This is a genomic window from Mycobacterium sp. NGS58 (genome assembly GCF_059812385.1).
Window position 1 is genome coordinate 57242 of sequence record NZ_JCALCO010000010.1, and the last position, 14379, is coordinate 71620.

Consider the following 14379-nt stretch of genomic DNA (forward strand, 5'->3'; position numbering starts at 1 on the left):
CCGCCCATTGGCGGAATAACTTTTACCTTAGCTAAACTTCTTCAAGACGTATCGCCTTCATGACGTATCGAATCGAAGAGGGACATTTAATGAGCACAGTTTCGGCGTATGCGGCCACCTCGCCGACTTCACCGCTGACCAAGACCACGATCGAGCGGCGCGACCCGGGTCCGCGCGACGTGGCCATCGACATCAAATTCGCCGGAATCTGCCACTCCGACATCCACACGGCCAAGGGCGAATGGGGCACTCCGCAGTACCCGCTGGTCGTGGGCCACGAGATCGCCGGCGTCGTGACGGCGGTCGGCTCCGAGGTCACCAAGCACAAGGTCGGCGATCACGTCGGCGTCGGCTGCATGGTGAATTCCTGCGGCCAGTGCGACCACTGCAAGGCCGGCCTCGAGCAGTACTGCAGCCGGGGCACGACCTTCACCTACAACGCCACTGACAAGGACGGCACGACCACGCAGGGCGGATACAGCCAGGCGATCGTCGTGGACGAGAACTTCGTGTTGCGCATCCCAGACTCGCTGCCGCTGGACAAGGCGGCGCCGCTGCTGTGCGCGGGCATCACGCTGTTCTCGCCGCTACGGCACTGGAAGGCCGGCCGGGACACGCGCCTGGCGATCATCGGAATGGGCGGCCTCGGCCACATGGGCGTCAAGCTCGGCGCGGCGATGGGCGCGGAAGTGACTGTGCTCTCGCAGTCGCTGAAGAAGATGGAGGACGGACTGCGGCTGGGCGCCAAGCACTACTACGCCACCGCCGAGCGCGAGACCTTCAAGAAACTGCGCAACAGCTTCGACCTGATCCTGAACACAGTCTCGGCGAATCTGGACCTCAACGACTATCTGAGCCTGCTGGACGTCGACGGCACGCTCGTCGAACTGGGCATTCCCGAACACCCCATGGAGGTGGGCGCGTTCTCGCTGGCGTTGGCGCGCCGCAGTCTGTCCGGGTCGAACATCGGCGGCATCGCCGAGACCCAGGAGATGCTGGACTTCTGCGCCGAGCACAACGTGACGCCGGAAATCGAACTCATCGAGCCCGATTACATCAACGAAGCCTACGAGCGCGTCCTGGCCAGCGACGTGCGCTACCGCTTCGTCATCGATATCTCGAAGCTGTAGGGCGCTGCCGCGTCCTACAACGCGACGCCCGGAGCGCTGTTGGGTGCCGCGCCACGTGCGGCGATCTCCGCGGCCTCGCCCCATTCGTCACCGGGGATGACCTCGCTGACGTCGATGCCGGCCAGCGGCCACCCGACGGCGGCAAGCGTGGCGGCGACGCGAATGATGTTCTCCGGCCCGGCGTCATAGTGCGTCATGTCGGAGATGAAGTGGGCGATCTCATCACGGTCGATCACACCGTCAGCGATCGCCGGGGACCCGTCCGCGGTGATGTTGTGCACCACCTCGGCGATCTGCTCTTCGGTCAGCGGGGTGCTGCGCAACAACGCCAGCAGCGGAACGCGGTCGGGCCCGGGTACGCCCTCGGGGTAGCCTGCGCGCAGCCAGCGCAGCACTGAGCGGCAGAAATTGCTGGTATGCGAGGCGGCGGTACTCGTCACCCCAACAGTGTCAGTCAGCCGTACAGCCCGCGCTACCGCGGCGCCACTCCGTCCGGACATTTCATACGCCGTTTACCCCGGTTTCGTCGCGCATGAGCCCGCAACGATTGACGGCCTGGTTCTCGAGTGCGCGATTCGGCCACACGAGTGCGGTGCGCTCCGTGGGCCGAGCCACCGTCGGCGTGCTCGTACTGGTCAACGTGATTTTCGTCGTTCGGCGACGTTTCCGCGGAGTACAGTCGAGCCATGACGACCCCGACCGCGAAGAACCAGAAACCCGTCGTTTCTGTAACGATTGGCAGCCAGAGCGATTCGGCCCCCAGCGTTCCGAAGCCGTCCGATCCGGCTGATGCGTTTCAACGCGGCATCGGCGCGCGCTTGCGGGACATGGGCCTCGGGGTGCAGACCCAGCCTCTCCGGGAGGTACGCCTCCAAATGGGCCTGGACATGCAGGTCGTCTACTTCACGGTCCGTGTCCCGGTGGCCGGTGGCGTGACGTTGCGCTTACCGGTGATGGCGACGTTCAAGCCCAGGATCTACTCGCCGACACAGGCGCAACACCTCTCCCCGTAGCGCCGACGCTCGACTACCTGATGCCGCATGTGAAGACAAACCAACAGAGGGAACCGGCATGACAGCCGACTCGATCATGAGCGCGGACGCACTGTGAGTAACCCCACCGAATCGAGCGGCGAAAACCTGCTCACCCAGGTCCTGAACGTGGGTATCGAGATGTTCAGCGTGGTCATGTCGTTCATCAGCCGCGGCGCAATCCAGATACACAGTGAGCTACCGGGCGGCGAGAACGTCGGCCGTACCTCGTTCAGCCAGGCCGTCGCCAGCATCTTCGGCAACGACGCCGGTGACGCGCGGCCAGCGGACGGGACTCCACCGGGCGCCGCCGAAGGCTGATCGAGCCCGAGGGCCGGCCGAAGCCGACCTCCCGGTGCGCCGTCATAGTCCGCGTTTCGTCAACCATCCGTCGATTTTTTGGGCCACCGCCGGCCATCCCGGCTCGAGCATCATGACGTGCCCCATGTCGGGAAATACCTCGAGGGCAGCCTGGTAATACCGCGCGACGGCAGACGCGTCCCCGTCGATTCGCATACCGTCTTCTTCTGCTCCGAGTACAAGCATCGGGGCTTTCACGTGGCCAGCGTCGGGAAGTCGACCTACCGTGTCTCGGGCGGCGCGCCTGCTCTCGGCCTGCAACTGGGCCGCACACGACCTGACGACCGATTCGGGGGTATGCGCAGAGAATATAAACTCCCGGACCGAACCCGCGGTGCTCAGCAGATCGGCCGGATTGCCAAAAGTGCTGCTGCGCAGCACAAGCCATGGATGGCGGAGGGCAGCGCGAAATGCCCATCGTCGTAATCCCCGCGGTGTCCCGGGTGCCATGAGAACCGCCGCTGGGGCACCGTGCGCCTGACAATAATTCAGTACCACCCAACAACCCATCGAATGACCGATGAGCACCGGTGCGCTTTCAAGCTCGGCGACAACAGCGTGTACGTCTTCTACATAATCGGCGATAGAACATGACTGGAGCGGCTTGGAGCAGCTACTGGCACCGTGCCCGCGAAAGCTCAAGGCGACGGCTCGGTAACCCTTGTCGGCAAAGAAGCCCAGAAAATGGTCGTCCCACATCCCTGCTGTGCCGCAGGCGCCGTGAACGAAAAGCAGCGGAACGGGATGTGATTCGGTGACAGACCCTTTGCCGATGATTTCGAGCATGTGGCCTCAATCTTCCGTCCGCTACAGCACCGCTTGAGCATCTTCTCAGGCGTTATGTGTTTGCCGAGCTCGATTCGGGGATTTACTCAAAGCTCGCGGGGCGCCAACAACTACGTGCATGCTCCGCCGGGCGGCTCCGGTCACCTGCTGAGGTTCGCGTATTCCGCGTTCAGGAATTCCTCCAGATCGTCCAGGTCGTCAATCTCCGAAGTTTTCGTAGCCAACAACTTCGACGGCCACATCTTCACCGCCACCGCAACTACCAACCAAGCCGCACCACAAAGAGCAGCAAAGACGGCTTGACCCACAAGCACAACGGCAATGTATGTCAATACGCTCATCATCATCAGGTTGCCGTCGGTGGCATACATAAAACAGTCGTGAATTTGAGATCGGTACCGCGTGTCGATAAGCGGGGATCGGCGACCGGGTGGAGCATTAGATGCGCGCCACTAGGAGGTGCGGATGGTGACCACCGATGTTCGCCCCGATGTCTGCCTTATGTGCGGCTATCTAACGTTTGGCCTCGATCTCTGCTATTTCTGCCGTTGCCCCGTAGTGGAGCCGCTCGATCGCGAGTTTCGCCCGACCTTTCACGACAGCAGCGCTTGCCGGACGCGGCGATCCCGCACTGTGAAAGCCGCGAGCTAACAGATTTTTTGGCTGCTGCCGACCGCGCAGGCAAATTCACAGTTCCCGCGTGAATAAATGCGGTAGCAACGATGAGCAGCCGCCCTTTGTGAGGACGGCTGCTCATTCGAACTTCAGCTACCGGGTTCAGGTCCCAGGTTGGGGGCCAATTCCGACGCCGGCGCTACGTCCCCGGCGGCACGCTCGCCTGCCCCGGCGGGACGTTCGCCTGCCCGGCGGTCACATTGACCTGCCCCGGCGGCATCGCGCACCTGACGCCGATTCTCACTTCAGGTCGTCTTCAGAGGGCTGCGCGTCAGGATCATCTTCGCTCTCCGAGGCTTGCGGGGGTTGTTCGTCGCCTTCTGGCGGCGGCTGTTCGGCAGTCGTCACGAAGTGGCAGCTACCCGCGCTTGCATCGTCGGAAACCTGGGAACGAACCTCGCGGGCGGCCTGCTCGTGCTTCTCAGCCGCGCCACGGTGCGCCTCGGCGAGATCGCCGGACAACGATTCCGCGGCCGACTCGTGTTCCTCAGCGAACACCTCGTGCAACTGGGCCAGCTCGTCTTGCAAATCACTGGCGTCTGTCACACGGTCGTCGTCCCGCCGTGTCATACCCAGCACGATAGTGCGGCCGACCAGGTGTGTGGCCTGAACTGGGATCCGGCCGTCACTTGCGCCGCTGCCCCGGAGCGTGGGTGCGCTGGACCTTCTCCTAGACCTGACTATCCATTGTCTCGCGCATTTCGTGACGTGATCAACACAGACCTGGCTGTTTAGCCGGTACTGCACCGGGCATCCGACCCCGGACTTAGGAAGGAAACATCTACAGCGATGGTTTTGCCAACAGAACAAACACCCAATGGTCTGACCGCCTCCACTACAGAGCGCCGCCTTCGCAGGTGCCTCGAAGGAATCCGGTTTCCAGCCAGCAGGGACGATCTGCTGGCTGCCGCGCTCAGCGACCGGTGCGACCAGGAAACCCTTGCCTCCCTGCGTTCCATCCCTTCCGGGACGTACACCAACGCCACTCAAGTCCTCGCACACACCAGCATTCGAGCAACGCAGTGCTGAGAGCGCGGGCGCGCGATCACATTCACTGATTCTGCGCTCTGACCAGCAGAGTCAGAAGTCCCAGTCCTCGTCCTCGGTGACGACGGCCTTGCCGATCACGTAGGACGAGCCCGAGCCGGAGAAGAAGTCGTGGTTCTCGTCGGCGTTGGGCGAGAGCGCCGACAGAATCGCCGGGTTGACGTCCGTCTCGTCGCGCGGGAACAGCGCCTCGTAACCGAGGTTCATCAGCGCCTTGTTGGCGTTGTAGCGCAGGAACTTCTTGACGTCCTCGGTCAGCCCGACCTCGTCGTAGAGGTCCTGGGTGTACTCCACCTCGTTGTCGTAGAGCTCGAAAAGCAGCTCGTAGGTGTAGTCCTTGAGCTCCTGCTTACGCACGTCGTCGACCAGCGCCAGGCCGCGCTGATACTTGTAGCCGATGTAGTAGCCGTGCACGGCCTCGTCGCGGATGATCAGCCGGATCATGTCGGCGGTGTTGGTCAGCTTGGCCCGGCTCGACCAGTACATCGGCAGGTAGAAGCCGGAGTAGAACAAGAAGCTCTCCAGCAGGGTCGAGGCGACCTTGCGCTTGAGCGGTTCGTCGCCCTTGTAGTACTGCATGACGATCTCGGCCTTGCGCTGCAGGTTGGGGTTCTCCTCCGACCACCGGAACGCGTCATCGATCTCGGCGGTCGAGCAGAGCGTGGAGAAGATGTTGCTATAGCTGCGCGCGTGCACAGACTCCATGAAGGCGATGTTGGTGTAGACCGCTTCTTCGTGCGGGGTCAGCGCGTCCGGAATCAGACTGACGGCCCCGACGGTGCCCTGGATGGTGTCCAGCAGCGTCAGACCGGTGAAGACCCGCATGGTCATCTGCTTCTCGTGGGCGGTCAGGGTGCCCCACGACGGCAGGTCGTTGGACACGGGCACCTTCTCGGGCAACCAGAAGTTGCCGGTCAGCCGGTCCCACACCTCGGCGTCTTTTTCGTCTTGCAGCCGGTTCCAGTTGATCGCCGAAACGCGGTCGATCAGCTTCATGTTTTCGGTCACCAGAACCCCACTTCACACACTGTTTCACCGGATGGATCTCAGGCTCCCGACACTACCCCTGGGGTGTGACAACGCAGCGGAACACAAGAACTTGTGTTTACGTGTCGTGCACCGCGTCAGGCCACCTCCAGTATCAGCTGAGCAACTGTTCACAATCCTCTCAATCATGTACCATCTGGTACATGATTACCGAAGACAGCGTCGAGATCGACGCATCGCCTCCCCTTGTCTGGGATGTCTTCACCGACGTCGAGCGCTGGCCGGACTGGACCGCCTCGGTGACATCGCTGGTCGGGCTGGATGCCGCAACCCTCGCCGTCGGCAGACGGTTCGCGATCAAACAGCCCGGCATGTCGAAGCTGATCTGGACGGTCACCGAGATCGAACCCGGCACGTCCTGGACCTGGGTGCAGCGCTCTCCCGGAGTGCGGGTGACGGCACGGCACGACGTCATCGCGCGGCCCGGCGGCCGCACGCTGGTGCGCCAGCGACTCGACCAGCGCGGCGTGCTCGGCGCGCTGGTCGGGCGGCTGATGTTCAAGAAGACGAAGCGCTTCCTCGACCTGGAAGCCCAGGGCCTCAAGGCCCGCTCCGAGCAGCTCAGCCGCGCCGATGGCGCGCACTCCTGACACCGAGCGGCGTCGGCAACTCCTCGATTCGCTGGTCGCCGAGTTCGCCACCGGCGGCATCGGCGACCGATCGCTGCGCGAAGTGGCCGCCGCGGTCGGCACCAGCCACCGGATGCTGTTGCACCACTTCGGCTCTCGAGAAGACCTGCTCCTGGCGATCGTCGAGGAGGTCGAACGCCGCCAGATGCGGCTGCTGCCCGAATTACCGGCCGATCCGGCCGAAAGCTTTGCCGCGATGTGGGCCGACGTCCGCCGGCCCGAGCTGCGCGAATCCGAGCGCCTGTTCTTCGAGTGCTATGCCCGTGCCGCTCAGGGCGAAAAGCCTTTTGCCCGAATGGTTCCCGGTGCGGTGGACGGCTGGCTGGCCGAAGTCGAAGCGGTCGCCGGGCGGCCGGTCGACCCCGCGCTGGCGCGGCTCGCGCTGGCCGCCACGCGCGGACTGCTGCTGGATCTGGTGGCCACCGACGACGACCCCGGCGTCGAGGCGGCCGCGCGGGCATTCACCGAATTACTCAGGTACCGAACGTAATTCGGTTGGTCGCTGTCAGGACGCGGCCGCGGGCCTGCCCATGTTCACGCCGTAGAACTGATATTCCTCCGGCTTGACCGAACGGGTCGCCCGCCAGTACTCCCAGGTGTAGCCGCCCCAGAGCACGGTGTTCTTGCCATGCTCGTCCAGATACCAGCTGCTGCAGCCGCCACTGTTCCATACCGACGGGCCGAGCCTGCGTTGCAGCTCGTCATTGAATTTGTCCTGGGCGGCGCGCGTCGGAGCCAGCGCTTGTGCACCCAGCTTGTCGCAGGTCGCGATCGCGTCTGCGACATAACGGATTTGGGATTCGATCATGAACACCACGGAGTTGTGGCCCAACCCGGTGTTGGGGCCCAGCAGGAAGAACAGGTTGGGCACGTCGGCGATGGTGATGCCGCGGTGTGCGCCGATGCCCTCGCGGTTCCACCGGTCCACCAGGTCCTCGCCGTGCAGCCCCTTGATCTGGACGTAGGTGTAGGAATCGGTGACGTGAAAGCCGGTGGCGTAGACGATCACGTCGGCCTGCCGATGGGTGCCATCGGCGGTGACGATGCCGTCGGAGGTGATCCGCGAGATGTGGTCGGTGACGAGTTCGGTCTTCGGGTCGGCGACCGCGGGATAATAGGTGGTGGAGTTCAGGATTCGCTTGCAGCCGATGCGATAGTTCGGGGTCAGCTTGCGCCGCAGTTCCTTGTCCTTGACCGATCGGCGAATGTTGTACTTGCTGTAGGCCTCGATGAACTTGAGCAGGTTCGGCCGCTTGGTCATGCCGATGGCCAGCGCCTCCTGCCCCCAGTAGATGACCAGGCGCACCAGCGCCCGCAAGCCGGGCACGTTCTCCATGGCCCGGCGCACCGCCGGCGGGATCTCGGGGTTGGAGCGCGGCACCACCCACGGCGGAGTGCGTTGGTAGAGCTGAAGTTCGGCGACCTGTCCGACGATCTCCGGCACGATCTGGATCGCGCTGGCGCCGGTCCCGATCACCGCCACCCGCTTGCCGGTCAGGTCGACGCTGTGGTCCCACTCCGCGGAATGGAAAGCAGCGCCGCGGAATTCGTCGCGTCCCTCGATGTCGGGCATGGACGGGATGTGCAGCGCGCCGGCACCCGAGATGAGGAACTGCGCCACGTACTCACGCCCCTCGGCGGTGAACACGTGCCAGCGGTTCTCGTCATCGTCCCAATGGGCGCGGTCGACGAGCGAGTTGAACTCGACGTAGCGGCGCAACCCGTATTTCTCGGTCACCCCTTTGAGGTAGTCCCAGATCTCGGGCTGATAGGAGAACGGGTTCTTCCAGTCGGGCTTGGGCTCGAACGAGAACGAGTACAGGTGCGACGGGATGTCGCAGGCGCACCCGGGGTAGCTGTTGTCTCGCCAGGTGCCGCCGATGTCGTCGGCCTTCTCCAGGATGACGAAGCCGACGCCCTGCTTCTGCAGCGCGATCGCCATCCCGAGGCCGGAGAATCCGGTCCCGATGATGACGGCGCGGGTGTGCACCGGCTTGTGGGCGGCGGTCGCCGGGATTGCCTCGGTTTGCGTTACGACGTCGGTCACGGTCGATCGGTCCTTCTATCCAGGCCTGTCGGGTCGGCCTTGGCCGGCGTGTTCGGCGGCGGCCCCTGCTGACGCAGATACCCAGTACCCAGGGTATCGGTTTGGACGAGTGTTATCGACGGCCGCGGCGCTTGTCAACGCCGCAGCTCGCTCAGCTCGCGGCCGGGTTGCCGGCCACCATGTCGTGAATGGGCAGGTCAGGATTCATCCTGATGCCTAGCGCCTCGGCGGTGCCGACGATCACCCCCATCATGATGGTCGTCAGATGCGCGACGAACTGCTCACGCGACATCAGGCGCGGGCTTTCCGGCTCGGGGCCCAGCCACCACTCGGTGGCCGACGCGGCGCAGCCGAAGGCCGCGTGCCCGGCCAGTTCGACCGCCGCGTGGTCGAGCTCCATCTCGCGAAGCTCGTTGTCGAACATGTCGGCCACGGCCAGGGTGATTCCGCGTCCCTCGTTGAGGACCTGGGGGGTGGCCGCCGACCGGCCCTGGATGAACACGCGCAGCACGTTGGGGTGCTTGTCGACCAGGATCACGTACTCCTCGACACTGCGCCGGATCACCTCGCGGGCCGAGTCGGTCTTCAGGTCGATGGACGGGAAGATCGCCGCCCACAGCATGTCGCGCAGCCGCTCCCCGATCGCCTCGAACAAGTCGGATTTGTCGTGGAAATGGCGGTAGATCTTCGGTTTGGCGGTGCCGGCCTCCTCGGCGATTTCTCGCACGGACAGCTCGGGCCCGAGGCGGTCGATCGCGCGAAAGGCCGCGTCGACGATTTCGTTGCGCACCTTCTTGCGGTGCTCGCGCCAGCGTTCGCTGCGCGCGTCGACCTTGGCCCCGGGCTTGACAGCCGGGTGGGGTCTGGAAGGTCGAGGCATTCTCACCACGTCAAGCACTTTACCTGGTCGCGGCTTCTGACCTGGGCAGACTGTCCGATCGACCCGAGGTTTAGAGCATGCAGGACACGCAGCCCTCGACCTCTGTTCCCTCCAAAGCCATCTGACGCAACCGGATGTAGTACAGCGTCTTGATCCCCTTGCGCCAGGCGTAGATCTGCGCCTTGTTCACATCGCGGGTGGTGGCGGTGTCCTTGAAGAACAGCGTCAGCGACAGCCCCTGGTCCACGTGCTGGGTGGCCGCAGCGTAGGTGTCGATGATCTTCTCGTAGCCGATCTCGTAGGCGTCCTGGTAGTACTCCAGGTTGTCGTTGGTCAGATACGGCGCCGGGTAGTAGACGCGGCCGATCTTGCCTTCCTTGCGGATCTCGATCTTGCTCGCCACCGGGTGGATCGAACTGGTCGAGTTGTTGATGTAGCTGATCGAGCCGGTCGGCGGCACGGCCTGCAGGTTCTGGTTGTAGATGCCGTGCTGCTGCACCGACTCCTTCAGCCGCTGCCAGTCCTCTTGTGTCGGAATGCGAATGCCCGCCTCGGCGAAGATCTCCCGCACCCGGGGCGTTGCCGGCTCCCACACCCGCTCGGTGTACTTGTCGAAGAATTCGCCGGAGGCGTACTTCGACTTCTCGAAGCCGCCGAACTTGCTTCCCCGCTCGATCGCGATGCGATTCGACGCGCGCAACGCGTGGTAGAGCACGGTGTAGAAGTAGATGTTGGTGAAGTCGATGCCTTCATCGGACCCGTAGAGGATGCGTTCGCGGGCCAGGTAGCCGTGCAGGTTCATCTGGCCGAGCCCGATCGCGTGAGACTCGTTGTTGCCCTGCTCGATTGAGGGCACCGACCAGATGTGCGTCTGATCGCTCACCGCCGTCAGCGCGCGAATCGCCACCTCGATGGTCTGCGCGAAGTCGGGCGAGTCCATCGTCTTGGCGATGTTCAGCGACCCCAGGTTGCACGAAATGTCCTTGCCCACTTTGGCGTACGACAAGTCGTCGTTGAACAGCGACGGCGTGGAGACCTGCAGGATCTCCGAGCACAGGTTGGAGTGGGTGATCTTGCCGTCGATCGGGTTGGCCCGGTTCACCGTGTCCTCGAACATGATGTAGGGGTAACCGGACTCGAACTGCAGCTCGGCCAGCGTCTGGAAAAACTCGCGCGCCTTGATCTTCGTCTTGCGAATGCGGGCGTCGTCGACCATTTCGTAGTACTTCTCGGTGACCGAGATGTCGGCGAACGGCAGGCCGTAGACGCGCTCGACGTCATACGGCGAGAACAGGTACATGTCCTCGTTTTTCTTGGCCAGCTCGAAGGTGATGTCGGGTATCACCACGCCCAGGCTCAGCGTCTTGATGCGGATCTTCTCGTCGGCGTTTTCGCGCTTGGTGTCCAGGAACCGGTAGATGTCGGGGTGATGCGCGTGCAGGTACACCGCGCCAGCACCCTGCCGGGCCCCGAGCTGGTTGGCGTAGGAGAACGAGTCCTCCAGCAGCTTCATGATCGGGATGACGCCCGAGGACTGGTTCTCGATGTTCTTGATCGGGGCGCCGTGCTCGCGAATGTTGCTGAGCAGCAACGCAACTCCCCCACCGCGCTTGGACAGCTGCAGCGCGGAGTTGATGGATCGCCCGATCGACTCCATGTTGTCCTCGATGCGCAGCAAGAAGCAGCTCACCGGTTCGCCGCGCTGCTTCTTGCCCGAGTTCAGGAACGTCGGGGTGGCCGGCTGGAATCGCCCGTCGATGATCTCGTCGACGAGCTTCTCGGCCAGGGCGGTGTCACCGGCGGCCAGCGTCAGCGCGACCATGACCACGCGGTCCTCGAAGCGCTCCAAATAACGCTTCCCGTCGAACGTCTTCAGCGTGTAGGAGGTGTAGTACTTGAACGCGCCCAGGAACGTCGGGAACCGGAACTTCTTGGCATACGCGCGGTCCAGCAGCGTCTTGACGAAGTTGCGGCTGTACTGGTCGAGAACCTCGCGTTCGTAATAGTTCTCCTTGATCAGGTAGTCGAGCTTCTCGTCCTGATTGTGGAAGAACACCGTGTTCTGGTTGACGTGCTGCAGGAAGTACTGGTGCGCGGCCTCGCGGTCCTTGTCGAACTGAATCTTGCCGTCCGCGTCGTAGAGATTCAGCATCGCGTTGAGCGCGTGATAATCCGTCTCCCCCGGCAAGGCGTGGGCTCCGGTGGTTACAGGCTCTGCAGCGACGGTTGGTGGCACGTCTGTTCCTTCCAGAAATTGGCTAAGCCCGCGCGGACGGCTTCCACGTCGTCCTGGGTTCCCATTAGTTCGAAGCGGTAGAGGTACGGAACGCCGCACTTGCGCGAGATCACGTTGCCCGCATAGGCGAATTCGGCGCCGAAGTTGTTGTTGCCCGCGGCGATGACGCCGCGGATCAACGACCGGTTGTGCTCGTTGTTCAAAAAAGCGATGACCTGCTTGGGGACGTAACCGCCGGCGTTGAGGTCGGGAGTCGCGTGTCCGCCGCCGTAGGTGGGCAGGACCAGGACGTAGGGCTGGTCTACCTCGATGCGGCCATGCAGTGGTATCCGCGTGGCGGGGATCCCCAGCTTCTCCACGAAGCGATGGGTGTTCTCCGACACCGAGGAGAAATAGACCAGTGGTGATCCCGAGCGCGGCGCAGCCGGGCGAAGGGGGTCGCCACTCATCCAATCCAGGTTGCGCTGCGTGCTATCCATTGCACCGCAACCTCCTTACCTGACGTCTTGCCTTAAGCGCTCAGCGCAGCCTCGGACAGCGCCTTGATGCGGTCGGGGCGAAAACCCGACCAGTGGTCGTTTCCTGCCACCACCACAGGGGCCTGCAGGTATCCCAGGGCCATCACGTAGTCACGCGCCTCGGCGTCCAGCGAGATGTCGACCTTCTCGTAGGCGATGCCCTGCTTGTCCAGCGCCTTGTAGGTGGCGGTGCACTGCACGCATGCCGGCTTGGTGTACACGGTGATGTTCATAGAATGCCGCTCCTTTGCGGAAGAGGGGACCCAACGGACTGGCAACTACTTTTGGACTGCGTCCTTGCTACGTTCAGCGATCCGTCAGGCCCCCTGATTCCCGTCGTGCGGCGGTCGAGGTCGAATGACCTGTGGGCGCCGATTTCGGGGGGTTCACCGAGTCTGGCTTGCTTGGTGGTCCTGGGATCTGCCGGTGCTCGAAACACTACACCTAGTGGGTGACAAGATGTCCGGATACAAGATGTTCTGAATAACAATTTTGAAATTCCCTGGTCGTGAGCCCGGGCGTGAACAAATCCGGACACCCGCTCGGCGTGTCGCAGATCACAGATCGCGCCGGAGTGAGTCATGCGCTCCGGTATATCAGCCGCCACCGACATCGCCCCGGACGACGGCGGCCCCGCCCGCAGCTAGCAAAGCCGCCAGGCGGAGCTGGCGGCTTCTGCTATTCGGTTGTGCCAACCGCGCTGGTCGCCCGCCGAGCGGCTTGTCGACTTCTGCCAATCAGCCGACCTCGGCGGCCAGCTTGCCCACCACGTCGCGCACGTTGGCGGACAGTTCGGGGTGGTCGGCGGGTGCCGTGCCCTCCAGGGTCTTGAACGGCACCGACAGTTTGATCGCATCCACGACCCGCGCGCCGGCGATGCCGAAGGACTTGCGCGTGTCGTCGTGTGCCCACACCCCGCCGTACTGGCCGAAGGATCCGCCGATGACCGCCAGCGGCTTGCCCTTCAGCGCGCCGTCGCCGAACGGCCGGGACAGCCAGTCGATCGCATTCTTGATGACCGCCGGGTAGCTGCCGTTGTACTCGGGCGTCACCACCAGGGCGGCATCGGCGTCGGCCGCCGCGGCGCGCAGCGCGGCCACCGGGCCCAGCCGCGGCGCGCCGGTGTTCATCGCCTCGTCGATCTCCTCGTTGTAGAACGGCAGGTCACCAAGCCCTTCGAAGATCGTCACCGTCACGTCGTCGGCGGCGACCGCCCCCGCCAACTCGGCGATCTGGCGGTTGATCGACGCGGTCCGCAGGCTTCCCACTAACGCCAAGATTTTGATTGCCACTGCTGAAGATCCCTTCGGTCGTTGCTACATCCTCGCACGAGCTAACCGGACTATAGTCCGTTTTATTCCGGCAGCGTTAAAGTGCAGGGGTGAGCGAACGTCCGGGCGAGTTACAGGTGTTCGCCCCCCAAGTGGCGCACCAGGAAAGGGGCGACGCGGCACGCAATCGGGCCCTGCTCCTCCAGGCCGCCCGAGACCTGGTCGCCGAGCACGGCGCCGACGCCGTCACCACCGACGACATCGCCGCGGCCGCCGGAGTCGGGAAAGGCACGCTGTTCCGCCGCTTCGGCAGCCGGGCCGGCCTGATGATGGTGCTGCTGGACGAGGACGAACAAGCCGTTCAGCAGGCGTTCCTGTTCGGCCCGCCACCGCTGGGCCCCGGCGCCCCGCCTGCCGATCGACTGGTCGCTTTCGGCCGGGAGCGGATCCGGTTCGCTCACGACCACTGCGAACTGCTGTCCGCGGCCAACCGCGACCCGCAGAACCGGCACAACGCTCCGGCCACGGTGCTGCGCACGCACGTGCGGGTGCTGCTCAAGGCGGCCGACTCGACCGGCGACCTCGACGCCCAGACCGACGCACTGCTTGCGCTGCTGGATGTGGACTACGTCGAGCATCAACTGGCCGAGGGCGGCCACACCCTGGCGACACTGGGTGACGCGTGGGAAAGCCTGGCGCGAAAGCTCTGCGGGCGGTGAACG

General features: G+C 63.9%; 18 protein-coding genes. 7 read left to right on the forward strand and 11 right to left on the reverse strand.

Annotated elements, in window-relative coordinates; genetic code table 11:
* Positions 1–89: 89 nt before the first annotated feature.
* A complete protein-coding gene (locus AC5Y4H_RS11910) occupies positions 90–1130 on the forward strand; it encodes an NAD(P)-dependent alcohol dehydrogenase (RefSeq protein ID WP_499981771.1) in 1041 nt (346 codons plus the stop codon).
* Positions 1131–1144: 14 nt separating this feature from the next.
* Here the strand turns inward: AC5Y4H_RS11910 and AC5Y4H_RS11915 are convergent, their stop codons facing one another.
* On the reverse strand, positions 1145–1570 hold the full coding sequence (locus AC5Y4H_RS11915; RefSeq protein ID WP_499981774.1) for a DUF3349 domain-containing protein: 426 nt from the start codon (positions 1568–1570) through the stop codon (positions 1145–1147).
* 246 nt (positions 1571–1816) lie between these two features.
* Between AC5Y4H_RS11915 and AC5Y4H_RS11920 the strand changes: the two genes are divergently transcribed.
* Entirely contained in the window at positions 1817–2143 is a 327-nt protein-coding gene (locus AC5Y4H_RS11920; RefSeq protein ID WP_499981776.1) for a hypothetical protein, read from the forward strand.
* A gap of 93 nt (positions 2144–2236) precedes the next feature.
* Positions 2237–2482 (forward strand): hypothetical protein, encoded by a 246-nt coding sequence (locus AC5Y4H_RS11925; RefSeq protein WP_499981778.1) that lies wholly within the window; start codon positions 2237–2239, stop codon positions 2480–2482.
* Between the two features lie 42 nt (positions 2483–2524).
* Here AC5Y4H_RS11925 and AC5Y4H_RS11930 read toward each other — a convergent pair whose 3' ends face one another.
* From AC5Y4H_RS11930 to AC5Y4H_RS11940, 3 genes are all read right to left on the reverse strand, one after another.
* Complete coding sequence (locus AC5Y4H_RS11930) at positions 2525–3307, reverse strand: alpha/beta hydrolase (protein WP_499981780.1); 783 nt, start codon at positions 3305–3307, stop codon at positions 2525–2527.
* Positions 3308–3447: 140 nt separating this feature from the next.
* Entirely contained in the window at positions 3448–3678 is a 231-nt protein-coding gene (locus AC5Y4H_RS11935) for a hypothetical protein (protein WP_499981784.1), read from the reverse strand.
* 544 nt (positions 3679–4222) lie between these two features.
* Positions 4223–4552: a hypothetical protein gene (locus AC5Y4H_RS11940; RefSeq protein ID WP_499981785.1), complete on the reverse strand. Its 330-nt coding sequence runs from the start codon at positions 4550–4552 to the stop codon at positions 4223–4225.
* 219 nt (positions 4553–4771) lie between these two features.
* Between AC5Y4H_RS11940 and AC5Y4H_RS11945 the strand changes: the two genes are divergently transcribed.
* Positions 4772–5011, forward strand: coding sequence for a DUF2795 domain-containing protein (locus AC5Y4H_RS11945; protein WP_499981787.1), 240 nt, complete (start codon positions 4772–4774; stop codon positions 5009–5011).
* Positions 5012–5062: 51 nt separating this feature from the next.
* On the opposite strand, the gene nrdF is transcribed toward AC5Y4H_RS11945, so the two are convergent.
* Entirely contained in the window at positions 5063–6037 is a 975-nt protein-coding gene (gene nrdF / locus AC5Y4H_RS11950; RefSeq protein ID WP_499981792.1) for a class 1b ribonucleoside-diphosphate reductase subunit beta, read from the reverse strand.
* 182 nt (positions 6038–6219) lie between these two features.
* On the opposite strand from nrdF, the gene AC5Y4H_RS11955 reads away from it, so the two are divergent.
* Positions 6220–6666 (forward strand): SRPBCC family protein, encoded by a 447-nt coding sequence (locus AC5Y4H_RS11955; RefSeq protein ID WP_499981797.1) that lies wholly within the window; start codon positions 6220–6222, stop codon positions 6664–6666.
* The gene (locus tag AC5Y4H_RS11960) at positions 6650–7195 is read left to right on the forward strand and encodes a TetR/AcrR family transcriptional regulator (protein ID WP_499981798.1); all 546 of its coding nucleotides are present in this window, start codon (positions 6650–6652) and stop codon (positions 7193–7195) included. Before AC5Y4H_RS11955 ends, AC5Y4H_RS11960 begins: the two co-directional genes overlap by 17 nt.
* 15 nt (positions 7196–7210) lie before the next feature.
* Here AC5Y4H_RS11960 and AC5Y4H_RS11965 read toward each other — a convergent pair whose 3' ends face one another.
* From AC5Y4H_RS11965 to AC5Y4H_RS11990, 6 genes are all read right to left on the reverse strand, one after another.
* The gene (locus AC5Y4H_RS11965; protein WP_499981800.1) at positions 7211–8752 is read right to left on the reverse strand and encodes a flavin-containing monooxygenase; all 1542 of its coding nucleotides are present in this window, start codon (positions 8750–8752) and stop codon (positions 7211–7213) included.
* A gap of 151 nt (positions 8753–8903) precedes the next feature.
* Positions 8904–9632, reverse strand: a complete 729-nt coding sequence (locus AC5Y4H_RS11970; RefSeq protein ID WP_499981802.1) for a TetR/AcrR family transcriptional regulator — start codon at positions 9630–9632, stop codon at positions 8904–8906.
* Positions 9633–9702: 70 nt separating this feature from the next.
* Positions 9703–11868: a class 1b ribonucleoside-diphosphate reductase subunit alpha gene (gene nrdE / locus AC5Y4H_RS11975; protein WP_499981804.1), complete on the reverse strand. Its 2166-nt coding sequence runs from the start codon at positions 11866–11868 to the stop codon at positions 9703–9705.
* Positions 11838–12317 carry a class Ib ribonucleoside-diphosphate reductase assembly flavoprotein NrdI gene (gene nrdI / locus AC5Y4H_RS11980; RefSeq protein ID WP_499982028.1) on the reverse strand — a complete coding sequence of 160 codons (480 nt, stop codon included), beginning with the start codon at positions 12315–12317 and terminating at the stop codon, positions 11838–11840. The genes nrdE and nrdI overlap by 31 nt, the downstream gene beginning before the upstream one ends.
* Before the next feature lie 62 nt (positions 12318–12379).
* Complete coding sequence (locus tag AC5Y4H_RS11985) at positions 12380–12619, reverse strand: redoxin NrdH (RefSeq protein ID WP_499981805.1); 240 nt, start codon at positions 12617–12619, stop codon at positions 12380–12382.
* A gap of 504 nt (positions 12620–13123) precedes the next feature.
* Entirely contained in the window at positions 13124–13678 is a 555-nt protein-coding gene (locus AC5Y4H_RS11990; RefSeq protein ID WP_499981807.1) for an NAD(P)H-dependent oxidoreductase, read from the reverse strand.
* Between the two features lie 89 nt (positions 13679–13767).
* Here AC5Y4H_RS11990 and AC5Y4H_RS11995 point away from each other — a divergent pair, with 89 nt between their 5' ends.
* Positions 13768–14376 carry a TetR/AcrR family transcriptional regulator gene (locus AC5Y4H_RS11995; protein ID WP_499981809.1) on the forward strand — a complete coding sequence of 203 codons (609 nt, stop codon included), beginning with the start codon at positions 13768–13770 and terminating at the stop codon, positions 14374–14376.
* Positions 14377–14379: the final 3 nt, after the last annotated feature.